Source organism: Nocardioides sp. P5_E3 (genome assembly GCF_054049275.1).
In genome coordinates, this window is the sequence record NZ_JBFUMR010000010.1 from 1 (window position 1) to 24,829 (window position 24,829).

Below are 24,829 nucleotides of genomic sequence, written 5' to 3' on the forward strand. Positions count from 1 at the left end.
GGCGTGCTGTGGGGCGACGTCATCACCCGGGCCGGCCGCGTCGGGCTCGCGGGGCAGCACRTGTCCAGCCCGGGCGTCGGCGTGGTCGGCTCGTCGCTCGGTGGCGGCGTGAGCTGGTACTCCCGCCAGCACGGCCTGCAGTGCAACGCGATCACCGCCGTCGAGCTGGTGCTCGCCGACGGCACGTTCGTGCGCGCCACCGACGACCAGGACGCCGACCTGCTCTGGGCGGCCCGCGGCGGCAGCGGCGGCTTCGGGGTGGTCACCGCGCTCGAGTTCGACCTGCTGCCGGTCCGGTCGGCGTACGCCGGCATGCTCGCGTGGGACTGGCGGCACGCCCAGCGCGTGCTCACCGCGTGGGGCGAGTGGACGGCGGACGCGCCGGAGTCGGTCACCAGCGTCGCGCGGATCTTCCAGGTGCCCGACATCGAGTGGCTGCCCGACCAGCTGCGCGGCCGCAAGATGGTGATGATCGACGCCGTGGCGCTCGGCGACCCCGAGACGGGCGCCCGCTCGATCGCCCCGCTGCGCGCGCTGCAGCCCGAGATCGACACGTTCGCCGAGATGCCCGCCCCCGACATCGCCCACCTGCAGATGGATCCGCAGGAGCCCACCGCGGTCTACGCCAACAGCGTGCTCGTCGAGGGCTTCCCTGCCGGCGCGGTCGACGCGCTCGTCGAGGCCGCCGGCCCCGAGTCGGGCAGCAACCTGCTCTTCGTGGAGCTGCGCCAGCTCGGTGGCGCCCTCGCCCGGCCCTCGCCCCGCGGCGGTGCGCTCGACCACCTGCCCGCCGCCTTCCTCGTGCTCGGTGTCGGGCTCGACGTCGGCACCGGGTGGGACGCCGTCCGCGCGGACGCCCTGCGGATCCTCGACTCGCTCGCCCCCTGGTCGTCGCGCGCGTCGTACCTCTCGATGGCCTACGAGGCCGCGGCGCGACGAGGGTTCGCGCCGGAGGCGTACGAGCGGCTGGTGCGGATTCGTGAGTCTGTTGACCCGAATCGCGTGTTTGTTGCACCGCGTGCGTCCTCCGGCGACTGATTCCGCGGCTCGGCTCAAGTCGCCTTCAAGTCCGTCTCAACCATCCGGGTGCACCTTCGGAGGGTCAACAACGACCCAACGGAGGAAGCAATGACCATCGCCCAGACCAGCCCCGCAGCCGTACCGTTCGCGGAGCTGGACGCACTCACGATCGGCACCGTCGCTGTGCCCGGCGACACGGCGTACGACGCCCTCGTCTCGCCGTGGAACCTCGCCGTCCCGGTCCAGCCGGCCGCCGTCCTCGCCGCCTTCGACGCCCAGGACGTTGTCGAGGCCGTGCAGTTCGCGGCCCGCCATGGCATGCGCGTCACCCCGCAGGCCACCGGCCACGGTCCGATGGCGGAGCTGACCACCGAGCTGCTCGTCACCACCAAGGAGCTCGACGAGGTGGTCATCCACCCCGAGGAGGGCTGGGCCCGCACCGGAGCCGGCGTGAAGTGGCTGGCCGTCGTGGAGGCCGCCGCGCCCTACGGGCTGGCGCCGCTCTCGGGCTCGATCACCGACGTCGGGATCGTCGGCTACACCACCGGCGGCGGGCTCGGGCCGATGGCCCGGACCCACGGCCTCGCCATCGACAAGGTCCGCGCGATCGAGGTCGTCACCGGCGACGGCGTGCTCCGGCGGGTCACGCCGACCGAGCACCCGGAGCTCTTCTTCGCCCTGCGCGGTGCGAAGGGGATGCTCGGCATCGTCACGGCGATCGAGTTCGACCTGGTCGAGCAGCCGCGGTTCTACGGCGGCTCGACGTGGTTCGACGGCGCGGACGCACCCGCGGTCATCGACGCCTGGCGCGCGTGGTCGGCGGAGCTGCCCGAGGAGGGCACCACGTCGTTCGCGCTCTTCCAGCTCCCCGACATGGAGGGCGTGCCGCCGATGCTGGCCGGCCGACTGACGCTGTCGGTGCGCTTCGTCTGGACGGGCTCCGCCGAGGAAGGCGAGCGCTGGTTCGCCGCGATGCGGGCCGCTGCGCCGGTCATCCTCGACGACGTGGCCGAGAAGCCGTACGCCGCGATCGACTCGGTCCACACCGACCCGCTCGACCCGGTCCCGGCCCACGAGGCGGGCGACGTGCTCGCCGACTTCCCCGCGGAGGCGGTCGACGCGCTGCTCGCGCTCACCGGGCCCGGTGTCGTGTCGCCGCAGATCCTGGTGGAGGTCCGCCAGCTCGGCGGCGCCTACGCCCGGCCGGGGGAGCACCCGAGCGCCTTCGCCTCGCGCGACGCGGCGTACTCGCTGCTCGTCGTCGGCATCGCGGCGATCCCGGGCGTGGAGGACCACGCCGCCGCGATCCTCGACGCGATGGCGCCGTGGGTGGGCGGGCACCGGCTGCCGAACTTCACGTTCACCCCGGAGGAGTACGTCGACGCGTACGACGAGGTGACCCTCGCCCGGCTGCGGCGGGCGCGGCGGACGTACGACCCGGCCGGCGTGCTCGCGATCGGCGGCGTGCTGGCCTGAAGCCCGTGCGACCCGTGGCCCCCTGGTTGGTGGGGCCACGGGTCAGCACTGCACAGCCGTCAGGCCACCATCCGGGGCTCGTGGCCGCAGGCGTCGGTCATGAAGTCCGTCCAGCCGTGCTCGGTGACCAGGATGAGCTCGCCCGTGTAGACGTCCTGGAAGTGATTGGCATAGCGCCAGCCCCGGCACCAGACGCCCTCATTGGGCCCGAAGACCGCGAAGCCGGGTCGCACGACGATGGTCACGGCCTTGTGGTCGGGGCCCTTCCCGTTGTTGATCCACGGGAGTCCGAACGCCTCAGTCGCTGCGCGGAGGTGCTCGGAGATGTCGTCGTCATCGTCCAGCAGAGCCGGAACGGGCAGCGGGTCGACGCGGAGCAACGTCTGGTGCGTCGACGGGTGGTGGATGAGCGCCAGCCACGCGGTGTCCTCGGCGAGGGTCACGGTCGCGGCCACCTCGTGAATCAGCGCCCCCGGATCGCGGAGCTCGTACGCCTTCAGTTCGTCCATGTCGTCACGATGCCCCGATCGCGCGCCGTCGCGCTGGCGTCATCCACAGGCGACACGTCCGGTCTGGTGTCGGCGTTGCTGCGCGGTGAGGGTGGGAGCCGATCCCGAGGACATTGGAGGACACATGGGTTTCAGCACCGATTTCGTCGGCCACATCGACATCGAACCGCCGCTGAACGACTCAGAGATCGCCTATCTCTCCGCGTTCAGCGCGTCGCGGCGCTACGACCGAGCAGACCCCTACGAGGTGCCCGGCAACCCGCGCGCGGAGTCCAGTGCCGGTGTGGGTGACCGGTACAACCGTCCGGGACGGGGGCAGCCGAACCTCTGGTGCGACTGGGCGGTCTGCTGGGACGGGTGCTGCATCACGTGGAGAGGCAAGGAGAAGTCGTACTCGATGGAGCCGTGGCTGCGGTACGTCATCGACCACTTCCTGAAGGCGGGTGCCCAAGCGGCCTCGGACCCGCGATTCGAGGACTTCACCTTCGACCACGTCCTCTCGGGGACCGTCGTCGGCTGCCGGCGCGACAACAAGGAGCTGTTCGCCATCCGGGTGGAGGACAACGAGGTCAGCCGGGAGGTCATGGTGCATGCCGATCCGAGGTACGTCGACTACCCGCCGTTGCCCTACGAGGACGAGATCGACCGCGCGGACGACGACAGGCGCCGTCGCCGCCGACAGCTGCCGGAGGAGTCGTCGAAGGTGGTCCCCCTTGCGCGTCGCTCAGTATGATCAAAGTATGAGCACTCGCATCACGGTCAGCCTGCCGGACGACCTCGTCGCGTCCGCTGTGGCCGCGGTGGCTGCCGGTCGCGCGACCTCGGTGTCGGCGTACGTCGCGAGTGCCCTGCGGGAGAAGGCAGAACGCGAGTCCGTGGCTGAGGTGCTGGCTGACTGGCGCGCGGAGGTCGGGCCGCTGACGGCGGCGGACGAGACCTGGGTGCAGGAGGCGCTCGTCAGCGCGCAGCTGGAGCCGTGACCCGCGGCTTCTGCCTGGACGCAGGCGCCCTCATCGCCCTTGATCGAGGGCAGTCGCGGGTGGCGCACCTGCTCGACCGGGTGATTGCCGTCGGCGGGGCGGTGGAGATCCCCACCCCGGTCATTGCCCAGGTGTGGCGCGACGGATCGCGGCAGGCGCGGCTCGCGCGCCTGCTCGGCGCGAGCGACGTCGTCCTGGTGGGCCTCGACGCTGAGATGGCGCGTGCCGTCGGAGTCCTGTGCGGATCGGTCGGCGTCGCCGACGTGGTGGACGGGCACGTCGCCCTGCACGCGCGACGTCGCGACCTGGCCGTCCTGACGTCGGACCCGGACGACATCGCGCGGCTGGACCCGACCTTGACCATCGTCGCGGTCTAGGCTCACGAGCCCGCCCGGGCGTCGGGTGGCGGGCGACGACGTGGCGCGCCGGCTCGGTTGTGAGCGGCCTCTACCGCGGGCGGTTCAGCCTCTTCAGCCTGCCGCCGTCCAGCGGCGCACCGCGCCACATGGCTGAGCGAACAGAGCAGCCGCGTCCGCTCTGCCGTGTGCGGGGCCCACCAGCGCCCTTGGCGACGACGTACCCGTGCCGGAGCACCATCAGCCCGTGGAGCTCGACGTTGGGATCAGCGTCCCCCGCGTCCACGAACGGCGGGACCGGAGCCAGCGGGCTCGGTGGGCCGACCTTGGAGTCCGCCCCGACCGTGCTCATGCGGGTCGACCGGTCCTGCCGTCTTGGCGCCACTCGGGTACGCCGTCCGCTGCACGTCGGCGCGGACGGCCGCGCTCCGGTGATGGGCTGGGGACGCCTGATCGGCCTGTGGAGAGAGAGCGCCAGCTGTGGGTGGAGCGTCGTAGCGTCCTGCGGACCACGAAGGGGGAGCGATGGGCGCCAACAGCAGGAAGCGCAAGGCAGCGCGGCAGCGCACGCAGGAGCGGAACGAGCAGCCCGGTGACGGCCCGACGCGGGCCGGTGAGAGCTGGGACGCTGCGAGGGCCTACGCGGTCGTCGAGGCACACGTGCACCACGCGCTGCGGCTGCTCGCCCGCAAGAAGCTCAGCGACGACGAGGTCGCACGGGTCGCGGGGCAGCTCGTCGCCAGGGCTGCGCCCCACCCGAGGCACGTGGTCGAGATCGTGCTGTACGACCTGACGCAGGTGGTGGTCGGCCACGTGGTGGACGGCGGCTGGTCGCAGTCGGACCTGGGCGAGCTGGTTGCGCGCAACCTCGGGCCGGCGCACCTCACGCTGCTGGCGGCGGCCCTGCGCGAGCACGAGCGCAGCAGTGCACGTGCTCAGGCATGGCGGGACGCGGTCGACGCACTAGACGAGCCGGTGTTCGCACTGGGTCCCGGCGAGCCCGTCGCTACGTTGCTCGGACTGGTCGCCCTGCTGAACGTCGCGCCCCGGCTGACCGATGCGATCGCCGACACTGCCGCGGAGGCGGGACCGGAGCACCCGAAGCTCGCCCGGGTGCGGGCCTTGCTCGCCAAGGCCGAGTCCACCGAGTTCGACGAGGAGGCCGAGGTGTTGTCGGCCAAGGCGCAGGAGCTCATCTCCCGCTACGCGCTGGACCGCCTGCTCGAGGACGGGCCGGCAAGCGGGCACAGCGATCTGCAGGTGCGGCGCCTCTGGCTCGACAGGCCGTACGTGCGGGCCAAGACGCTGCTGGTCTCGGCAGTGGCCTCGGCCAACCGGTGCCGTGCGGCGGGTGCGGACCAGCTCGGGTTCAGCGTGGTGGTCGGGTCCTCGGCCGATCTCGACGCGGTCGAGCTGCTGGTGACCTCACTGCTGGTGCAGGCGGATGCTGCGATGTTGCGCCACGGTCGTCGCACCAGCGCGAGTGGGACGACGCGGACGAAGTCCTTCCGCCAGTCCTTCCTCACCGCCTACGCCCTCCGCATCGCGGACCGACTGGAGCGGGCCAGCGTCGAGGCCGCACGCGCTGCCGGTGCCGATCTGCTCCCCGTGCTCCGGTCACAGGAGGCGAAGGTCGCCGAGGAGTTCCTCCGGCTGGTGCCGCACAGCGTCGGTAGGAGCACGAGCGTGAGCAACAGCGAGGGCTGGACGGCTGGTCTCGCGGCGGCCGACCTGGCGCAGCTCGGGGTCGACAAACGCCTCGACCACGCCGGGTGAGCCCTCGTGACACCGCGACGCGATGTCAGGACCAGTGGCGCCGCATCACCGTGGTCGCTGCGAACGGGTCGTCGCCCGACACCGTGGCCACGATGCCTGCGCCCTCCGGCTTCGCAGCGGCGAGCAGGCGGCCCTTGCCGACCCACGTACGCCAGGCGTCGAGGTAGTGGCCGGCGTTCGTGGCGTTGCGGCCGAGAACGGTCGGAACGGGGTGCCACGCCTCGCCGGTCGCGCGCGCGGCCTGCAGGGCCTTGCGAGCGCCCCGACGCGTACGGATCGGACGGTCCGGCAGCTGCGCGTCGGTGTAGCGGGACACGAGGTAGCGCGGAACGCCGACCGGGCCGATCGCCTCGTCGAAGGCAGTCGCGAACACCTCGGCGTCGCCCTCGGTGCCGACGAGTCGGAAGCGGTACTCCCCGCCCGGGTGGACGTCGACCGCGAGCGCCGACGCCCCGACGCTTGTCAGCCCGGCCGCGGCAAGGCCGTCCGCGATTGCCGCCGCGACCGCCTCCAGCGGCGGGACGGCCGCCGTCAGGGCGAGCTGCTCTCGCACCCACGTGGTGAGGTCGTCCGCGTGCGAGCGACCGGTCACCGCACTCTGGCCGAGGGTCGCGAGCCCGCCCACGGCGCCCGCCACGAGCGCCCACTCGCCAACAGCGAGGGAGGCGGCGCCGACACCGGCAGACGCCGCCGCCAGCGCCCACGACGTACGCCAGCTGGTGTCCGGCAGCGCGGCGTCGGTCGTCAGGCCCTCCGAGGTCAGCCGCCACGTCGGTGGGACAGGCGTGAGCGTGACGACCTCGTCGACCGGCGCGACGTCCGAGGCGGGGCGGCGTACTCGCAGCGACGCGAGCGTGACGTCCTGGTAGGGCTCACCGACCGCCCACGCGTCGCGGATCGCATCGCGGTCGGCGGCAGTCACCAGCATCCGGGCGTTGAGGCCGTCGAACTCTGCGGCCGGCGGAGGCGCGTACGGGGAGAAGGACGCGTCGATGTGGGCGACCCCGTCGACGATGTCGCCGTCGGCGTCGATCCCGTGGAACCCCTGGTGCTTGCGCACCAGCCGGGACCAGTCGTTGTCGCCCTTGGGGTGCGCCTCCGACACGCACACGACGGTCCAGTTGGTGGCGACCTTCTCCGGCCACGTCGGGTCGGTGCGCAGCGCCCGGCCCCGCGTCTGCACGACCGCGGTCAGGGTCGTGGCGGTGGTGAGGTCGATGAGCGTGGAGACGCCGCGGGCGTTCCACCCCTCGCCGAGGAGGCCGCGGGTGCCGACGAGGACCTGGGTCCGGCCGGACTCGAAGAACGCGGTGACGTGGGCGACCCAGGTGCGTGAGGTCCATCCGGACGTGCACGTCGCGACCGGGCCGGCGGCCGTCTCGACGCGAAGCCGTGACGCCAGCTCAGGGTCGCGGCCGGCGACGAACGCGACGAGGTCACGCAGCGTCGACTCGGAGGCGGCGACGACGGACCCGGTGACCAGCATCGGATGGAGGACGGCCGTGTTCGGGTCCGTCAGCAGCGCCTCGAGTGCCGCGATCGCCGAACCGGCCTCCGCGTCGAGGACCCCGTCAAGGGTGACCGGCACGGTCGCGGCCGCGCGCTCGTGGTCGCACAGCACCAGCACACGGGCCCGCTCGCCGATCGCCGCGTGCTCGGCAGCGATGATCTGGGCGGCGGCGCCGGGCTTGGCGTACGACCGGGCCAGCACGCGGTCGACGGTGGAGCGCCCGCGACGTACGCCGCGACGCGTCCACTGGTAGCCCACCGACGGCAGCGCGGCCTTCACCACCGCGAGGACCTCGGCATCGGCTGGGTCGGCGGACTCGGCGACGTGGTGGAGCAGCCAGTCGCCGAGGAGCCGGACCCAGTCCTCGGCCGACGGAGCGTGCCGGTGCTCCTCGCGCAACCGGGCGCCGACGGGCAGGTCGAGCAGCCCTGCGTGGTGCATGCGGAGCGCGGCGTCGCACAGGTTGGGCTCGCGCTCGGCGAGCGCCGCCCACGTGGTCGTGGCGGGGACGGGCTCGACGAATCGCGTGGTGAGCCACTCGTAGAACCCGACCGACCCGAAGCTGGGGGTGGTGAGCAGGGTGGTGAGCTCGGTGAAGCGCAGCGCCTCACTGGTGAGCCAGTCCTCCTCGGTCGGGGTGGGGGTGGTCAGCCAGACGAGCTCGTCGAACGGCGCGAGGTGGCCCTCCTTCACCACCGCCGGCACCGAGACGCGGTAGCGGATGCTCCCGAAGAGCTGGTCGACGAGGGCGCGCTGGTCGCCGGCGAGACTCTCGGGCGGTGTCGCGGTGAGCGCAAGGACGTGGGCACGGCCGACGGCGTCGAGCAGCTCGACGAGGAGCCGCCCCCACACCTCGAGCAGGTGGTGGCACTCGTCGAGGACGAGCACCAGGCGGGTCTGCGCGCGGATCCGATCGAAGAGGGCGACGCCGTTGGGGTGGAGTCGGTCGACGACCGGGGTCGTGGAGTCGTCGTCGTCCGCGGCTTCGGAGTCGAAGACGGCCAGGGACTGGTAGGTCAGGCAGGTCAGCGGGCTGCTGAGGGACTTGTCGTCGCTCGCGTCGAGCCCCAACGTCCGTGCCTCGGCGATCCACTGGGACTGGATGGCGGTGTTGGGGGCGAGCACGACGGCGCGTGTGTTGGAGTGTGCCCGGAGCTCACCCGCGACGGCCTCGAGGCCGACGCGGGTCTTGCCAGCGCCGGGCGGCAGGACGACCCACGCCCGCGGGTGGCCCGCGTCGTCCCAGGCACGACCGAGTGCCTCGAGCGCTTCACGCTGGTGGATGCGCAGCGGCGGCACGGCGGACGTGTCCGGGTCGGGCACCGTTGACGCCTCCTGGTGGGCTCGGGGGAGTCACCTGGCGAGCCGCCGTGCGCTGCAGGTGTGTCGGTGAATGGTGCCACGCGGCGGCGCGCGCCCGGCTGCGGCGGGTCGGCGGACGTACGACCCGGCCGGCGTTGGGTCAGTCGACCCACTCCAGCTCGAGGTCGTCGGTGATCTGCAGCTCCTCGTGCTCGCAGACCTCGCGTTCCGCGAAGTCGTGCCGGGCGATCACTGTGCCGGCGGCATCGCGCACCTCGAACGAGCCGTCCCCGGCCACGAGGCACTGCCGCTCACGGTCGGTGAACTGCGTGTCGAACCGGAACGCCGGGTCCAGAGCGGCCTCCCTGAACGGCTCGCCGTCCCCGTCGAGCACGATGACGCGCAGGTCGTCCCGGTCCGACGTGTTGGTGAGCAGCGCCGTGCCGTCGTCGCTCGCCTCGCCCCCGGCGCACCCGGCAAGGAAGCCCGCGAGCGCGAGCGCGGGGACGAGTCGGCGACGAGCGGTCACGGCGTCATCCTCGTGGGTGGCGCCCCGAGTCGTCAGGCGTTCAGCGCGTCGAGGCCGTGGTAGACGGCGAAGGCCGGCCAGACGATGCCCTCCAGGATGGCGAGGAGGTGCTGCCAGAGGCCGTCCGCCTGCATCCAGAAGTAGACCCAGGCGCCGAAGATGCCGAGTCCGTAGATGGCGTTGCCCGCCTGGCCTGAGGCCGTGCTGGTGCGATCGCTCATGGTGGTGCTCCCTTCACCAGTCACGCTAGGGAGCGGGCGCCCTCCTCGGCAGGGTCCTTCGGCCCGATCCCGCCACTAGCCTGAGGCCATGGCGGTACCCGGCACGAAGCTGCGTGTCCCGCTGTCGCGACGCCAGCTCGTGGACCGCAGCCGCCTCACGGACCGGCTGCCGACCGGCCGGGGTCCGATGCCGCGGCTCGTGCTGGTGGCGGCTCCGGCGGGGTCCGGGAAGACGACGCTGCTGACCCAGTGGTTGGCGGCCGGTGACGTCCGGACCGCCTGGCTGTCGCTCGACGCCGCGGACGCCGACCTGCGGCGGTTCCTCGCGCACCTCGTGGCGTCCGTCAGCGTCGCCAGCCCGGAGGTCGGCGCCGACGCGGCGGCGCTGCTCGAGGACGAGCGCACCGTGCGGGCGGAGGACGTGCTGGCCGGCCTGGTCGAGGAGCTCGACTCGCTGCCCGGGCCGACGGTGATCGCGCTCGACGAATACCACGTCATCGACGGCGCCGAGGTGCACGAGGCGGTCGCCTTCCTGCTGGACAACCTGCCACCGCAGGTCACCGTGGCGATGACGACGCGGGCTGATCCACCACTGTCCCTGTCGCGGCTCCGGGCCCGCGGGGACCTGCTCGAGGTCCGCGCTGCAGACCTCCGGTTCACCACGGCGGAGGCGACGACGTTCCTCAACGACCTCATGGGGCTCGGCCTGCAGCCGCAGCACGTCGCCGCGCTCGAGCGGCGTACCGAGGGGTGGGCCACGGGCCTGCAGCTCGCCGCCCTCTCCGCCGCCGGCACGGCCGACCCGGACGGCTTCGTCGAGGCGTTCGCCGGGAGCCACCGGTTCGTCCTCGACTACCTCGTCGACGAGGTGCTCGCCGGTCAGCCCGCGGACGTCCGGTCGTTCCTGATCGACACCTCCGTGCTCGACGACCTGTGCGGGCCGCTGTGCGACGCGGTCACTGGCCGCTCCGACGGCCAGCAGCTGCTGGAGGCGCTCGAGCGGTCGAACCTCTTCGTGGTCCCGCTCGACGACGAGAGGCAGTGGTGGCGCTACCACCACCTCTTCGCGGAGGCGCTGGTCGCGCGACTCACGGCCGGGGGCACCGAGCACGTCGGGCGGCTGCACCACGACGCCGCGGACTGGTACGCCGAGCACGACCGCCTGCCCGACGCCGTCCGGCACGCCCTCGCCGGCGGTGACGTCGACCAGGCCGCCGACCTGGTGGAGCTCGCCGTGCCCGGGATGCGCCAGCGCCGTGAGGACCGGACGATGCGCGAGTGGCTGCGCGCCCTGCCGGAGGACGTCGTCCGGCACCGGCCGCTGCTGGCGTTGCACCTCGCGTGGGCGCGGCTATCGGAAGGGGACCTCGACGGGCTCGACCGGTGGCTCGACGTCGCCGAGACGGCGCTCGGGTCGGGGTCGCCCCCGCCGTCGGCCGGTCCGGTCCACGCGAGGGAGGCTCGCGACCAGGACCTGGCGACGCTGCAGGCCATGGTCGAGGTCTACCGGGCCACCGTCGCGCAGGCCCGCGGCGACGTCGCCGGGACGACCGCCCACGCGAGCCGGGCCCGCGACCTCGTCGGCCCGGACGACCACTTCGTGCTCGGGGCGTCGTCGGGCTTCCTCGGGCTCGCTGCCTGGGCAGCCGGGGACCTGGCGACTGCGGACGACACGTTCGGCGAGGCGGCGCGCCACATCCGCGCTGCGGGCAACGTCGCGGACGGGCTCGGGATGACCGTCGTGCTCGCCAGCATCGCGCTCGGGCGTGGCCGAACCGACGAGGCACGGCGCCTCCTCGAGCACGCGCTCGCGGACGCGGAGTCGACCCCGGGTCCGCCGCTGTCGACGACCGGCGACCTGCACGTGGGGCTCGCCGAGGTGCTGGTCGAGCAGGGCTCGCTCGCCGAGGCCGAGGAGCACTTGCGTGCTGCTGCGGAGCTGGGCGAGCGGGCCTCACTGATCGAGAACCGGCACCGCATCCACGTCGCGAGAGCGGCTCTGCTCCGGGCGCGCGGCGACCTCGACGGGGCGGTCGCCGCGCTGGACCAGGCGCAGGCGCTCTTGCTGCCCGGCTACTTCCCCGACGTCCGGCCGGTCCCGGCGCTGCGGGCGCGGGTCCGCATCGCCCAGGGCCGGCTCGACGACGCCCGCGCGTGGGCGCAGGAGCACCGCGTCGACCTCGACCACGGGACCTACCTCGGGGAGGTGGATCGGCTGACCCTCGCCCGGCTTCTGGTGGCGGAGGCCGATCGTCTCGGCGACGTCGTCGCCGTGACGGAGCGGATCGCGACGGAGGCCGGGGTCGCCGGGCGCGGAGGGAGCGTGGTCGACGCGCACGTCGTACGGGCCCTCGCCCACCATGCGATGGGCGACCGTGACGCGGCGCTCGCGGCATTGCGGGAGGCGCTCGACCGCGGGGTGCCGCACGGGTATCGCCGTCTCTACCTCGACGAGGGCGCTGCGATGGTCGAGCTGCTGGAGGCGCACGGGGGCGAGTCGGCGGCCGCCGTGCTCGCTGCGGCCACGCGGGACGAGCCGGCGCCCCGGCCCCCGCAGGCCGAGGGGCTCAGCGAGCGCGAGGTGGAGGTGCTCCGGCTGCTCGCCACGGAGCTGACCGGACCCGAGATCGCGCAACGGCTCTACGTCTCGCTCAACACCCTGCGCACCCACACCAGGCACATCTTCGCCAAGCTCGACGTCAACACCCGCCGGGCCGCCGTACGACGCGCAGCCGAGCGCGAGCTGCTCTGAGCCGCCGCCGGGATCGAATCACCACGCAGGTCACATGATGATGCGATGTGGGGTCACCCCGTCGCTCCCTAGCGTCCTGGACATCGCCGGAACCGCCGGCCACCACCCGTCCAGGAGCCCACCATGAACGTCACCAGCAGCGGTCTCGTCAAGGCTGCCGGCGCCGCCGCCGCGGTCGCCGGGAGCATCTTCATCGCCGTCCAGGTCAACCACCCCGCCGAGGCAGCCTTCGACACCCAGACGACCGAGTGGGTCGTGCGGTGCGCCGCCAAGGCAGTGATGTGCGTCCTCGCTCTCGCGGGCATCACCGGCATGTACCTCCGCCAGCACCGGCAGGCCGGCCCGCTCGGCCTCGTCGGCTACCTCGTCTTCGCGCTCGGCTACCTGACGCTGCTCAGCGCCGAGGTCATCGCCGCCGCCGTCCTCCCGTCGCTGCTCGACAGCAACCGGGGCTACGTCATGGACGTCGTGAGCGCCGCCGCCGGCGGCACCCCGGACGGTGACATCGGCGGCATGCAGGTCGTTCTCAACGTCGCGGGTGCCGGTTACATCCTCGGCGGTCTGCTCTTCGGCATCGCCCTCTTCCGCACGGGCATCCTGCCCCGCTGGGCCGCGGCGCTGCTCGCCGTCAGCACGGTCAGCACCGCGGCGCTCGCCTTCCTTCCCGAGGCCTTCAACCGGCCGTTCGCCGTCCCCGAGGGCATCGCGCTGATCGGCCTGGGCGTCGCCCTCTGGCGCAACCCCGGTGACGTCCGCGCCCGCACCGCCCAGCCCGCCGCAGCGGTCCTCTCGCCCTCGGTCCGATGAGCCGCCGCGCCGGCTGGGCGCTCCCCGCCGCCCTGTTCGCCCTCTGCTTCGTGCCCGTGGCGTCGGGCAGCCTCCGGCTGGTGCAGCTGGCCGGAGGCCCCGAGATCATGCCGGCCGACGACCGGTTCCTCGGGTGGCCGGTGGCGCTCGTCGTGCACATCGTGGGCGCAGCGGTGTTCGCCCTGGTCGGCGCGTTCCAGCTCGTCCCGGGCATCCGCCGCCGGCACCCGCGTTGGCACCGGCGCGCGGGCCGGGTGCTCGCCGTGGCCGGTCTGATGGTCGCCGGCTCGGCGCTGTGGCTCACGCTCTTCTACGAAGCGCAGCCCGGCACCGGTCCGCTGCTCTTCGTCCTGCGCCTCGTCGTCGCGTCGGCGATGGCCGGTTGCCTCGTCACGGGCGTCGTGGCCGCCCGCCGTCGCGACTTCGCCACGCACCGCGCGTGGATGATCCGCGCCTACGCGCTCGCCGTCGCCGCCGGGACGCAGGTCTTCACGCAGGGCTTCGGTGAAGCCGTCGTCGGCCACGGTGAGCTGCGCGGCGACCTGCTCAAGGCGGCCGGCTGGGTGATCAACCTGGCCGTCGCCGAGTGGGTGATCCGGCGGCCCGCTCGCCGTCCTGCTCCCCGGCCGGTGCCGATGGAGGTCGGGTCGCGATGACCGGCCCGGCGACGTACGAGATCCGCGTCCAGGGCCACCTCGACGACCACTGGTCCGACCGGCTCGGCGGCCTCGGGCTCACCCGCAACGCCGACGGCACCACCACCCTGAGCGGCCCCCTGGCCGACCAGTCCGAGCTGTACGGCGTGCTCGCGGGGTTGCGTGACATCGGCGCCGCGTTGCTGTCCGTCGTGCTGGTGTCCCTTGCCGACGCCGGCCTTCCGGGCGCATCGTGGAAGCACGAACCAGGACAGGGGTGGTGAGCAGCGATGCACGCGCAGGTCGGTGACCGGCTGGTGGCCGAGAGCAACAGGGTCGACTCGCCCAGACGCGAGGGCGAGATCGTCGAGGTCCGGGGGACGGACGGCGGTCCGCCGTACGTCGTCCGGTGGGGCGACGGCCACGAAGGACTCGTCTACCCGGGCGACGACGCCCACGTGGTGCCCCTCGGGCTCTGACGGTCCGGGCCGCGAGCTCAGTCCAGGGCGCTGAGGTCCGGCGGCACGTCGACCGCCTGCGTCCGCAGCACCTCGAGGGGTACGACGTCGAGCGCGCGCTCCGACGTGGCCGCCAGCACGACGGGCGCCGCCACCCCGGCGTCGTACGCCTGGAGCCAGCGGACGGCGACCACGCACCAGCGATCTCCTGGGACCAGGCCGGGGAAGTGCCACTCCGGGCGCGGGGTGGACAGGTCGTTGCCCACCGAGGCCTGGTGGGCGAGGAACTCCTCGGTCATCACCGCGCAGACCGCGTGCAGGCCGACATCCTGCGGTCCGACCGTGCAGGTGCCGTCGCGGTGGAAACCGGTCAGCGGGTCGGTGCCGCAGGGGTCCAGCTCGCCGCCGAGGACGTTGCGCTCCGTCATGGGTAGATCATCGCGCGTGGCCGGACCGGCGCCCCGCAGGGGCACCGGTCCGGCGAACGTTCAGACCCCGACCAGCTCGCGCTCGGGAGCCGGCTCGTCGTCGACCTCGACGCGCACGGTGGGCAGCAGCCGGTCCAGCCAGCCCGGGAGCCACCAGTTCCAGTGGCCCAGCAGCGACATCGTGGCCGGGACGAGCACCATCCGGACGAGGGTGGCGTCGAGGACGATCGCGACGGCCATCCCGAGCCCGAGCTGCTTGACGACCACGTCGCCCTCGGTGGCGAAGCCGAGGAACACGACCACCATGATCGCGGCGGCCGAGGTGATCACCCGGCCGGTGGCCGAGAGGCCGCGGACCACGCTGCCGCGCGGGTCGCCGGTGCGCAGATAGTCCTCCCTGATCCGCGACAGCAGGAACACCTCGTAGTCCATCGACAGGCCGAACAGGATCGCGAACTGCAGGATCGGCATCCAGCTCGAGATGGGCATCGGCTGGTCGACGCCGATCAGCTCCGCGGCCCAGCCCCACTGGAAGACCGCGACCAGCATGCCGTAGGCGGCGGTGATGGAGAGCAGGTTCATCGCAGCGGCCTTGAGGGGCACCAGCACCGACCTGAACATCAGCGCGAGCAGCAGGACGGAGACGCCGACGACGAACGCGATCACCAGCCACAGACGCTCCTGCAGCAGGTCGGAGATGTCGGAGAAGAACGGCGTCCAGCCGGTCACCTCCGCACTCGACGGAAGCGCGGCACGCAGGTCCTCGATCAGGTCCGGGGTGCGCTCGTCGGTGGGCCCGAAGGCGGGCTCGGCGGTGATGATCGAGAGCTCGCCGTCCGGCGTGGTGACCACCGGCTCGACGCCGGCGATGCGGTCGTCCGCGCGCAGCGTCGCCACCGCCTCGTCCGCGTCGCCCGCGGCGGAGGTCGGCACCACCACGGTCAGCGGCCCGTTCGCGCCGGGACCGAGTTCGGCGGCGACGAGGTCGTACGCCTGGCGCGTGGTGTTGTCGGCGGGCTGGCTGCTCGCGTCGCCGGGCCAGGTGCGCAGGTCGAGCACGGGCGCGGCGAGCACCAGCAGGACGCCGAGGCTGACCAGTGCCCACACGAGCGGCTTGCGGCCGACACGGGCGGCCCAGCGGGCGGTGAGCGGCTCGCGGGTGCGCAGCGGACGGTTGCGGCGTACGGCCCGGGGGAGGAGCTTGCGACCACCCAGCCGGCACAGCGCCGGCACGAGGGTGAGGGCGGCCGCGGCGACGAACACGACGGCGATGGCGGTGGCCAGGCCGAACGAGTCGTACGTCGACAGGCCGGCGAGGCGCAGGCCCATCAGCGAGACCAGCACGGTCACCGCGGCGAACACCACCGATCGACCGGACGTCGCGACCGCGCGGCCGGCGGCCTCGATCGCGTCGTGCCCGAGGCGGAGGTTCTCCACGTGGCGCGTGACCAGGAGCAGCGCGTAGTCGATCCCGACGCCGAGTCCCACCATCGAGGCGACCATCGGAGCGGACGTGCTCACCGACATGGTCGCGGCGAGCAGGGCGATGCCCGAGCTGCCCGCCGCCAGCCCGACGACTGCCACGCCGATCGGCAGCCCGGCGCCGACGGCGGAGCCGAGGGCGATGACGAGGATCAGCAGGGCGATGCCCACGCCGACGAGCTCGCCGGTGCCCCCGAAGGCCTCGCCCGCGGTGTCGGGGACCTCGCCGCCGAGCTCCACCTGCAGGCCGGAGGCGGTCGTCTCGGCGATCGCGCCCTCCAGCGGCTCGATGTTGCCCATCAGGTCGGGGTGCGTGATGGGCTCGGCGTACTGCACCGTCAGGACGGCGGTGTCGCCGTCGTCGCTGAGCCGGGCCGGCCCGACGTCGGCGACGTGCTCGAGGTCGCGGAGGCGCTCGGTCAGGGTGCCGATCTCCGCGGAGGGGAGGGGGTCGCCCTCGCGGTCGTGGACCACGACGCGGGCGCTGGCGAAGCCGCCGACCCCGTGCTCGCGCAGCAGGTCGATGCCCTGCTGGGCACGGGCGCCCGGCACGTCCCAGTCGTCGCGCAGCGGCGCGCCGAACGACGAGGCGAGCGCCGCGGCGGTGGCCACGAGCAGGACCCAGGCGCTGATCACCCGCCACGGATGGGCGGCGGACGAGCGGCCGAGACGGAAGAGGTACGACGACATGGTGGTCTCCTGGGTGCGGGTCGGGCTGACCCGATGACCCTGCGGCCGGCACCTTCGGGCGCACTTGGACGCGGCTTGGGTGCTCGACCCAAGAGGTGCCCCAAGACCTCTCAGAAGTCGAGCCGCGCGCGGTGCTCGCCCAGCCAGTCGGCGTACGCCGTGAAGCCCCACGCCTCGCACTGGGCGATTGCGCGTCCCGCCGCGTCGGCCGCCTCCTGGTGCCTGCCGCTGGCGGCGAGGGCGAGCGCGAGGTAGCCGTCGACCGGACCCATCACGGTCGAGATGCCACTGATCGCCAGCCGCCCGTGCAGCGGTGCCAGCCGCGCAGCCATCTGCTCGGCCAGCGGTACGTCGCCCGCGACGGCGGCGGCCTCGGCGACCCCGCACCAGGTGCTCGTGCTGCTCCAGTTGTCCACCCGGTGGATGACGGGGGTGAGCAGCTGCGCGCGCAACCGGTCGGGCTCGCCCGCGCGGGCGATCGCGAGGAGCAGGACGTCCGCGGCCATGTYGTTGTCGGCGACCGCGATGGCCGCCGCGATCGGCTCGATCAGCTCGCCGATGCGCTCGTCCCACAGGTGCGAGATGAGGTGGATGCCCATCAGGTGCAGCGCCTCGTTGCCGGGGTTGAGCCGCGGCCGCAGGGCGTGCAGCTCGGCCGCGAGCCGGTCCACGGCGGCGGCGTCGCGCCGCAGCGAGGCGAGGCTGAGGTCGATCCATCCCAGCGCCACCTGGGCGTAGGAGTTGCGGCGGCGGGACGCGAGCCGGGCAGTGGCCGCCGCGGTGTCGACGTACGCCGTCCGGTTGCCCAGCTCGATCAGGCTGCCGGTCAGCAGCACCGACGCGACCACCTCGGCGTCCGGGTCGGCTGCCTCCCGCGTGGCGCGGAGACCCTCCCGCGCCAGCTCGAGCCGGAGGTCTGCACGTGCCGGGGTCCAGAGTGCCTTCCAGGCGGTCGGCGCCGCCCAGGCCAGCAGGGCGGGATCGCCGATCCGGCGGGCCATGGCGACGCCCTCCTCGGCGAGCGCCCGGACCTCGGCCTGGGCCGACGGGTCGTAGTAGAGCAGGACCGCGAGCGCGAGCATGACCCGGCAGCGCTCCGTCGAGTCGCCGTGGGGCAGCTCGGCCATGGCCCACCGCAGGTCCTCGACGGCGTCCTCCGGCACCTCGTTCCACTGCTGGGGCATCCAGACCGACCCGTCCGTGGACGCCGCGGCCGCCGCGGCGAGCCGGGGCAGGTCGTCCTCGCGCCGGGCGAGCGCGATCGCCTCCTCCGCGCAGGGCAGCACCTGGTCCCACTCCGCGTTGGGGCGGCAGTCGCGCGCGCGGGTCAGCAGCAGGTCGATCCGCTCGACGGTCGTGCCGAGGGGGTCGCGCCGGTGGGCGTCGATCGCAGCGGCGACGAGCCGCTCAGCCTCGACCCACGAGAAGGTACGACGGGCCTGCGCGGCCGCGTCGCCCGCGGCGCGCCAGGCCCGGCCGACGTGGGTGGGGCCGGCGGCGAGCCAGTGCCGGGCGAGCTCGGCGACCCGCTCCTCGCGGCCGACCATCCCGCCGACCGCGGCGTCGTCGGCGAGGGTGTGGGCCACCTGGGCGTGGAGGCGCGCGAGCCGCGACGGACTCGCGGTCGTCACGACCGCGTCGCGGGTGAGGGCGTGGGTGAAGGCCGCGGTCCCGGCCTCGGGGTCCTCGACGAGCCCCGCCTCACGCGCCGGCGTCAGCGCGTCGTCGACGTCCTCCACCGGCTCTCGAGCCACCGCCGCCAACAGGTCCAGCGAGAAGCGCCGGCCGAGGACGGCGGCGAGGAGGAGCAGCTCGCGGGTCCGCTCGGGGAGGCCCTGCAGGCGGCGGACGATGACGTCCCGGACGGTCGCGGGCAACGTCGTGCTGTCGCGGGCGTCGAGCCGGGCGAGCTCGACGAGGAAGTAGGGGTTGCCGTCGGATCGCCGGTGCCAGTCGTCCACCACCTCGGCGGGTACGACGGTGCCGGTCACGGCGTCCACCAGGCTCCGGGCCTCCTCCGGCGTCAGGCCGGAGAGGTCCAGCCGGGTCACGTGGTGGCGCGCGAGCTCCTCCCCGACCTCGGCCAGGTCGCCGGTCGGCTCGGGCAGCCTCCGCCGCGTGACGACGACCGCGAGGCGGTGCCCGGGTGCGGCGCTCGTGACGAGGTGCCGCAGCACCTTGAGGGACGCGGTGTCGGCCCAGTGCAGGTCGTCGAGCACCAGCAGGACCGGCCCGGACGACGACCGGGAGGTGACCTCGTGCGCCAGGGTCTCGCGGGCGCGGAACGCCTCACGCTCGCCACTCTCGCCGCTGCCCGACGGCGCGCCGGCCAGCAGCTCCTCGACGTGGCTGTCGACCTCGCCGTCGGCGAGCTCGCGCAGGGCCTGGCTCCAGGGCCACAGGCTGGGCGCCCCGTCGTCCTGCGAGCACCTGCCCGTCGCCACCCGGAAGCCCCGCTCGCGCGCCGCGGCCACGACCCTGGCGACCAGCCGCGACTTGCCGATGCCGGGCTCGCCGACGAGGAGGGCGGTCGCGGGCGTGCCCGCCTCGGCGCGCGCCAGCACGTCCAGCAGCACGGCCTCCTCGGCCTCGCGGCCGACCGTCGGCCACCCGGTCGTCGTACCGCTCGGGGCTGTGGCGGGAGGGGTGGCGGCCGTCGCGGCGGGCGCGGACCCGTTCGAGCCGGCACGCAACCACCGGTGCAGGGCGGGGTCCTGGACGAGCACGGCCTGCTCGAGCTCGCGCAGCTCGTGTCCCGGGTCGAGGCCGAGCTCGTCGGCCAGGACGGACCGGATCTGGCGCAGCGCGGCGAGCGCCTCGGCCTGGCGACCCGAGCGGGTCAGGGCGAGCGCGTGCAGAGCCCAGACGCGTTCGCGGAGCGGGTACCTCGCCGTCGCCTCCTCGGTCGCGGCGACGACCACCGCGTGGTCGCCGAGGGCGAGCAGGCCCAGGACGCGCGCCTCCTCGGCGTCGAGCCGGAGCTGGTCGAGCGACGTCCGCTCGAGGACGACCTCGGGCTCGTCGGGGAGGTCGGCGTACGCGTCACCGGTCCACAGGGCGAGGAGCTCCTCGATCCGGTCCACGCCCCGCGAGATCTCCGCGCGGGTCGGCCAGTCGGCGCCCGGCCCGGTGGTGAGCTGCGCGGCGAGCGGCGCGAGCGACCGGTGGAGGGTGCGGACCTCGTCGGCGAAGCAGTGCGCGTCGACGTCCTCGCGACCGAGCGCCAGCCGGTAGCCGTGGTCGCTGGTCAGCAGGACCCGGGGCTTCTCCCGGGGGCCGAGGCCCGGCTCGAGGACGCGTCGTACGCCGGACAGGTAGGAGTGCAGGGTGCCGTGGGCGCCGCGCGGCGCGTCCTCGCCCCAGACCAGCCGCACCAGTGCGTCGGGCGGGACGTCGCTGCCGAGCCGGAGGGCCAGCGCGGCCAGGACCGAGCGCGGCTTGCGGGCGCCGACGTCCACGGTGGCTGCCGGATCGTCGGCGAGCGCCACCTGGCTCGTTCCGAGCACGCGGACCCACACGCGCAGCAACGTAGCGGGAAAGCGGCTCAAGTCGCTCTGGAGTGCGGCTCAAGAGTCGGAGGAGATCGTGCTCGCACCACCAGCCGAGGAGAGCCGATGAAGCACACCGGGACCACCCCGTCGTACCGCCCGCAGCTGACCCTGCCCGGGCAGGCGCACACCGCCGAGGGTCCGCACGACCAGACGGGGATGTACGTCATGCACCACGCCCTGCGGCGCGACTTCGACAGGTTCGCGGCCGCCGTGGAGGGCACGCCGATCGCCGAGCACGAGGTGTGGGCCGCGCTCGAGCGGCGCTGGGTCGCGATGGCCGACGTGCTGCACCACCACCACTCCGCGGAGGACGACGAGCTGTGGCCGCTGCTGCAGCGGCACGCTGAGGCCGCCGGCGACGCGGCCGGCCTCCGGGTGCTCGCCGACATGGAGGACGAGCACGACGACATCGACCCCGCGCTCGAGAACGTGCGTGACGCCTTCGCCTCGATGAGCGCGCACCCGTGCACCGATCACCGCAATGCACTGGAGATCCGGCTCGGAGCCGCCCACGAGCTCCTGCTGTCGCACCTGGCCCACGAGGAGCAGCACGCCCTCCCGATGCTGCAGCGCAGCCTGAGCGAGGAGGAGAACGCGGCCTTCGAGAAGGCGGTCGAGAAGCGCTACCCGTTGCGCTCGATCCCGTTCCTCCTCCCGTGGGCGATGGACGGGGTGCCGGCCGACGCCCGTGAGCGCCTGCTCGAGTCCACCCCGCCCGGCTACGGCCTGCTCCTCCGCATCTTCCGGCGCCGCTACGAGCGCGTCGAACACCTCGCCTTCCGCTTCGCCTGAGAGGACACCGACATGACCACCACCGTCGATCGAGGGGCCGTCCCCGGCGCCCCTGTCGCGTCCGAGCACGCCCTGACCCGGCTGAGCGCCCGCTTCGGCCTCGCGTTCACCGCGTGCCAGCTGCTGGTGATGATCGCGATGGCGGTCTTCGTGCTGCCGGGCGTCGGTGCGCCCGGCGACCCGGCGGCCGAGCGCGGGCAGGCCATCCTCGACGTGGAGACCGCCTACCGCGTGAGCAACTACGCCTTCATGGTCGCCGGGACGATGTTGCTGGGGTTCCTCGGCGCCGTGCACGTGCGCCTCCGCCGGGTCGACCCCAGCGGCGTCCTGTCGACCGTCGCCGTCGCTGCCGGCACGATGCTGGCGCTGGTCTGGCCGCTCGCGGGGGTGCTGCACGACGTCGCGATGGGCGCCGCCGCCGACGGCACCGACGTACGCCTCCTCGCGGGGTGGGACGCCATCGCGCCGTACTCGCTCGCGTTCTCGGTGCTGCCGCGGCTCTTCCTCGTCGGGGCGATCGTGCTGGGCCTCCGCATGGCCGGGACGGCGCCCTGGCTCCAGCGGGCCGGTCTCCTGCTGCTGCCGCTGAGCCTGCTCGGCAGCGCGACCCTGCTCACGGACGCGCTCTTCCCGCTCCTCGCGCTGAGCACCCTCGGGTACGAGCTCTGGGTCGGGGCCGTCGCCTGGCACTGGCTGCGCTCGGAGCGTCCGTCAGCGGCCTGACCGCTCACATCAACCCGTGCTCGTACGCGTACGCCGCGGCGGCGGTCCGAGAGCGCACGTCGAGCTTGGTGAAGATGTTGGAGAGGTGGCGGGCCACCGTCTTCTCCGAGAGCACCAGGCCCGCGGCGATCTGAGGATTGGTACGACCGGTGGCGACGAGGCGGAGCACCTCGACCTCGCGGGGGGTGAGTCCCGCGGGCGGCGCTGCCGGCGCGAGCAGCGAGGAGACCCGGTCCGCCGCCGGGCGAGCACCCAGGCGGCGGAAGCAGTCGCGTGCCGCCTCGAGCTCGCGGCGCGAGGCGTCGAGGTCGCCGAGCCGGGCCAGCGCCCGGCCCCGGAGGACGCCGGCGCGGGCCGCGTCGTACGGAGCGGACGCGCGCGCCCACATCTGGCCCGCCTTGCGGAGKAAGGGCAGGGCTCCCGCCGGGTCGTCATCGGCGAGCTCGACCGCGCCGGAGCACTCGGCGGCCATCGCCGCGAGGACCTCCGAGCAGGCCAGGGACGACAGCTCGTCGGTGGCGGAGCGCGCGCGGTCCACCTGCCCGGACGCGAGGAACACCTCGACCGCGGCGGGCAGGACGCGACACCGCGCCACGGCGCCGACGTCCTCGACCAGCATGCGCTCGACTGCGGCCAACGCCGCCGCGTCCTGCCCGCGCGCGAGCCACAGCAGGGCGAGCCCGGGCTGGGGGTCGCAACCGTGGTCGGCCGCCCGCTGGTAGGCAACGTCGGCCTCGTCGAGGTCCCCGCGCAGGCGCAGGACGTCGCCGGACTCGCGGGACGTGAGCCCGATGGCGTCCGGCGACCCGGCCTCGACGTAGCGCTGCGCGGCGAGCTCGAGCTCGTCGAGTGCTTCCGCCCAGTCGCCGTGCATCCGGAACAGCTGGCCGCGGTGCAGGGCGCACTGGCCGGTGAAGAGCAGCAGCCCGGGCTGCGCGGAGCACCACCGCTCGAGGGCGGCGGTCCACTCCGCGACCCGACCGAAGTCGCTGATCTCCTGGCAGCCCTCGATCGCCGTGCAGTAGACGTGCCCGGCGATGACCGGCGTGCACTCACCGGCGATCACCCGGACCATCGCCTCGTCGAGGCAGGCGAGGCCGTCGGGGATCCGGTCGGTGTAGAGGCGAAGCCGTCCCTGACCGGTCAGCCCCATGGCCACGAGGTCGGGGTCGCGGTTGCGGCGCCCCGCCTCTGTGGCGAGGTCGGCCTGCAGCGATGCCTGCGGGATCTCGCCGCGGCCGAGGTGGGCGAACATCCGGGTGAAGGCCACCCAACCCGCCTCGGCCGAGTCCTCCCCGACGTCGGCGAGCAGCGACTGCGCCCGGGCGGACCATCCGGAGAAGAGGGCAGGCTCTCCGTGGGTGGCGCAGCTCATCGCCAGGCGGACGGCCGCCCGTACGGCCCCTTGCGGGTCGCCCGCCTGCTCGTGCAGGCGGAACTCGAGCTGCAGCGCGACCACCGTCGTGTCGTGGTGCCCGAGCAGCTCGGCCGCAGTTGCGAAGTCGTCGAGGTCGGTTGGCGGGAGGCCGGCGAGGTCGGCCTCGGACCAGGTGTCGTACGCCTCGGGCCAGTCACCGCGCGCGTACGCCTGTCGCGCTGGGTCGACGTCGCCGGCCACGGGCATCCCGCTCACCTCCGCTCTCGAGCGTACGGCCGCTCACGCCGCCGCGGGGTGGCTCGAGGTCGCCTTCCCCAGGGCGCGGGAACGGGTCGCCACCCGGTCCGCGACGAAGGCCGCGTCCCGGCCCACGCCGGTCATGAGCATCGAGCTGAACGAGTACTGGAAGGCCAGTCCGCAGAAGAACAGGCCCGGGGCGTCGGCGACCACGCCCCGCATCTCCTTCGGCCAGCCGTCCTCGCCGAGGATCGGGAGGTGGATCCAGTCGAAGACCTGGCGGAAGCCGGTCGCCCACACGACGGTGGAGACGTCGCGGGGCGCGCCGTCGACGACGGGCTGGCCGTCGCGCGACTCCTCGATCCGGCTGGTGACGCGCTCGACGCCCCGCTCGACCAGGTCGCGTCGCTTGACGCGCAGCATCGGGCCACCGTGGCGACGCAGCTCCTCCGTGAGCTTGGTGCGCATCGGGCTGCGCCGGGTGAGGACGTGCTTCCAGGCGAAGAGCAGGACCGGGAAGACCATCCGGAAGGCCGGTGAGCCGAGCCGCGGCGGGATCTCGCCACAGTCGCGGCCGGCCAGGACCACCGGGTGCGTCTCGGCCAGCTCGTAGGCGATGTCGGTGCCGGAGTGGCTCGCGCCGACGACGAGCACGGCGCCGTCGTTGACCTGGCCGGGCCGGCGGTACTCGCTCGAGTGCAGCTGGAGGATGCTCGGGTCGAGCGTCGCGGCCACGTCGGGGATCAGCGGGCTCCGCCCGAACGTCCCGGTCCCGACGACGACGTTGCGACAGGTGAACCGCCCGCGGTCCGTCGTCACGACGTAGCCGTCACCCTCGCGGTCCAGGGCCTGCACGCGCGTCTCGAGGCAGACCGGGAGGCCGAACGTGCGGGCGTAGCTCTCGAGGTAGTCGCCCACTGCGTCCTTGCCCGGGAAGGTCCACCGGGCGGCGGGGAACGGCAGTCCGGGGAGCCCGTCGAACTGGGCGGGGGAGTAGAGCCTGAGACTGTCCCACTGCCGTCGCCAGTTGTCGCCGACGCGGCTGGCGGCTTCGAGGATGACGAACGGGACGTTGCGGCGCTGCAGGTGGTAGCCGGTCGACAGGCCCGCTTGACCAGCGCCGATGATCACGGTGTCGATGTCTGTGGTGTCCATGGCTCGACGCTATTTCGACGACGCCACTCCTCGCGTCGGGCGGAGCACCCATCTCCGGTGAC

The 24,829-nt window shown here is 73.7% G+C and carries 21 protein-coding genes and 1 pseudogene; 13 read left to right on the forward strand and 9 right to left on the reverse strand.

Annotated elements, in window-relative coordinates:
• Both ACXJKB_RS07870 and ACXJKB_RS07875 read left to right on the forward strand, forming a co-directional pair.
• Positions 1-1,038: pseudogene (locus ACXJKB_RS07870) on the forward strand (FAD-linked oxidase); the annotation flags it as partial.
• 90 nt (positions 1,039-1,128) lie between these two features.
• The gene (locus ACXJKB_RS07875) at positions 1,129-2,496 is read left to right on the forward strand and encodes an FAD-binding oxidoreductase (RefSeq protein WP_457187079.1); all 1,368 of its coding nucleotides are present in this window, start codon (positions 1,129-1,131) and stop codon (positions 2,494-2,496) included.
• A gap of 59 nt (positions 2,497-2,555) precedes the next feature.
• On the opposite strand, the gene ACXJKB_RS07880 is transcribed toward ACXJKB_RS07875, so the two are convergent.
• Positions 2,556-3,005, reverse strand: a complete 450-nt coding sequence (locus ACXJKB_RS07880; protein ID WP_457187081.1) for a hypothetical protein — start codon at positions 3,003-3,005, stop codon at positions 2,556-2,558.
• Between the two features lie 124 nt (positions 3,006-3,129).
• On the opposite strand from ACXJKB_RS07880, the gene ACXJKB_RS07885 reads away from it, so the two are divergent.
• From ACXJKB_RS07885 to ACXJKB_RS07900, 4 genes are all read left to right on the forward strand, one after another.
• Positions 3,130-3,738, forward strand: a complete 609-nt coding sequence (locus ACXJKB_RS07885; RefSeq protein ID WP_457187083.1) for a hypothetical protein — start codon at positions 3,130-3,132, stop codon at positions 3,736-3,738.
• A gap of 7 nt (positions 3,739-3,745) precedes the next feature.
• Entirely contained in the window at positions 3,746-3,985 is a 240-nt protein-coding gene (locus ACXJKB_RS07890) for a hypothetical protein (RefSeq protein ID WP_457187085.1), read from the forward strand.
• Positions 3,982-4,362 carry a hypothetical protein gene (locus ACXJKB_RS07895; RefSeq protein ID WP_457187087.1) on the forward strand — a complete coding sequence of 127 codons (381 nt, stop codon included), beginning with the start codon at positions 3,982-3,984 and terminating at the stop codon, positions 4,360-4,362. The genes ACXJKB_RS07890 and ACXJKB_RS07895 overlap by 4 nt, the downstream gene beginning before the upstream one ends.
• A 504-nt stretch (positions 4,363-4,866) precedes the next feature.
• Entirely contained in the window at positions 4,867-6,117 is a 1,251-nt protein-coding gene (locus ACXJKB_RS07900) for a DUF2786 domain-containing protein (protein ID WP_457187089.1), read from the forward strand.
• A gap of 25 nt (positions 6,118-6,142) precedes the next feature.
• Here the strand turns inward: ACXJKB_RS07900 and ACXJKB_RS07905 are convergent, their stop codons facing one another.
• The 3 genes from ACXJKB_RS07905 to ACXJKB_RS07915 all read right to left on the reverse strand — a co-directional run bounded on the left by ACXJKB_RS07905 (position 6,143) and on the right by ACXJKB_RS07915 (position 9,679).
• The gene (locus ACXJKB_RS07905) at positions 6,143-8,950 is read right to left on the reverse strand and encodes a DEAD/DEAH box helicase (RefSeq protein ID WP_457187091.1); all 2,808 of its coding nucleotides are present in this window, start codon (positions 8,948-8,950) and stop codon (positions 6,143-6,145) included.
• A gap of 139 nt (positions 8,951-9,089) precedes the next feature.
• Positions 9,090-9,458: a hypothetical protein gene (locus ACXJKB_RS07910; RefSeq protein WP_457187093.1), complete on the reverse strand. Its 369-nt coding sequence runs from the start codon at positions 9,456-9,458 to the stop codon at positions 9,090-9,092.
• Positions 9,459-9,490: 32 nt separating this feature from the next.
• Positions 9,491-9,679 (reverse strand): hypothetical protein, encoded by a 189-nt coding sequence (locus ACXJKB_RS07915; RefSeq protein ID WP_457187095.1) that lies wholly within the window; start codon positions 9,677-9,679, stop codon positions 9,491-9,493.
• An 88-nt stretch (positions 9,680-9,767) separates the two neighbouring features.
• Here ACXJKB_RS07915 and ACXJKB_RS07920 point away from each other — a divergent pair, with 88 nt between their 5' ends.
• The 5 genes from ACXJKB_RS07920 (at position 9,768) to ACXJKB_RS07940 (ending at position 14,352) form a co-directional block, all read left to right on the forward strand.
• Positions 9,768-12,431, forward strand: a complete 2,664-nt coding sequence (locus tag ACXJKB_RS07920; RefSeq protein ID WP_457187097.1) for a tetratricopeptide repeat protein — start codon at positions 9,768-9,770, stop codon at positions 12,429-12,431.
• 123 nt (positions 12,432-12,554) lie between these two features.
• Positions 12,555-13,238, forward strand: a complete 684-nt coding sequence (locus ACXJKB_RS07925; protein WP_457187099.1) for a hypothetical protein — start codon at positions 12,555-12,557, stop codon at positions 13,236-13,238.
• Complete coding sequence (locus ACXJKB_RS07930; RefSeq protein ID WP_457187100.1) at positions 13,235-13,894, forward strand: DUF2306 domain-containing protein; 660 nt, start codon at positions 13,235-13,237, stop codon at positions 13,892-13,894. Before ACXJKB_RS07925 ends, ACXJKB_RS07930 begins: the two co-directional genes overlap by 4 nt.
• Positions 13,891-14,157, forward strand: coding sequence for a hypothetical protein (locus tag ACXJKB_RS07935; protein ID WP_457187102.1), 267 nt, complete (start codon positions 13,891-13,893; stop codon positions 14,155-14,157). Before ACXJKB_RS07930 ends, ACXJKB_RS07935 begins: the two co-directional genes overlap by 4 nt.
• A gap of 6 nt (positions 14,158-14,163) precedes the next feature.
• Positions 14,164-14,352, forward strand: coding sequence for a DUF1918 domain-containing protein (locus ACXJKB_RS07940; protein ID WP_457187104.1), 189 nt, complete (start codon positions 14,164-14,166; stop codon positions 14,350-14,352).
• 17 nt (positions 14,353-14,369) lie between these two features.
• Here the strand turns inward: ACXJKB_RS07940 and ACXJKB_RS07945 are convergent, their stop codons facing one another.
• The 3 genes from ACXJKB_RS07945 to ACXJKB_RS07955 form a co-directional block, all read right to left on the reverse strand.
• Positions 14,370-14,759, reverse strand: a complete 390-nt coding sequence (locus tag ACXJKB_RS07945; RefSeq protein WP_457187106.1) for a DUF2237 family protein — start codon at positions 14,757-14,759, stop codon at positions 14,370-14,372.
• 60 nt (positions 14,760-14,819) lie between these two features.
• Positions 14,820-16,931, reverse strand: a complete 2,112-nt coding sequence (locus tag ACXJKB_RS07950; protein WP_457187108.1) for an MMPL family transporter — start codon at positions 16,929-16,931, stop codon at positions 14,820-14,822.
• A 110-nt stretch (positions 16,932-17,041) separates the two neighbouring features.
• Positions 17,042-20,449, reverse strand: a complete 3,408-nt coding sequence (locus ACXJKB_RS07955; protein ID WP_457187110.1) for an ATP-binding protein — start codon at positions 20,447-20,449, stop codon at positions 17,042-17,044.
• A 96-nt stretch (positions 20,450-20,545) separates the two neighbouring features.
• On the opposite strand from ACXJKB_RS07955, the gene ACXJKB_RS07960 reads away from it, so the two are divergent.
• On the forward strand, positions 20,546-21,274 hold the full coding sequence (locus ACXJKB_RS07960) for a hemerythrin domain-containing protein (protein WP_457187112.1): 729 nt from the start codon (positions 20,546-20,548) through the stop codon (positions 21,272-21,274).
• A 12-nt stretch (positions 21,275-21,286) separates the two neighbouring features.
• Positions 21,287-21,997 carry a hypothetical protein gene (locus tag ACXJKB_RS07965; RefSeq protein WP_457187114.1) on the forward strand — a complete coding sequence of 237 codons (711 nt, stop codon included), beginning with the start codon at positions 21,287-21,289 and terminating at the stop codon, positions 21,995-21,997.
• 4 nt (positions 21,998-22,001) lie between these two features.
• Here the strand turns inward: ACXJKB_RS07965 and ACXJKB_RS07970 are convergent, their stop codons facing one another.
• Positions 22,002-23,621: a LuxR C-terminal-related transcriptional regulator gene (locus ACXJKB_RS07970; protein WP_457187394.1), complete on the reverse strand. Its 1,620-nt coding sequence runs from the start codon at positions 23,619-23,621 to the stop codon at positions 22,002-22,004.
• Positions 23,622-23,654: 33 nt separating this feature from the next.
• Positions 23,655-24,767 (reverse strand): flavin-containing monooxygenase, encoded by a 1,113-nt coding sequence (locus ACXJKB_RS07975; protein ID WP_457187116.1) that lies wholly within the window; start codon positions 24,765-24,767, stop codon positions 23,655-23,657.
• Positions 24,768-24,829: the final 62 nt, after the last annotated feature.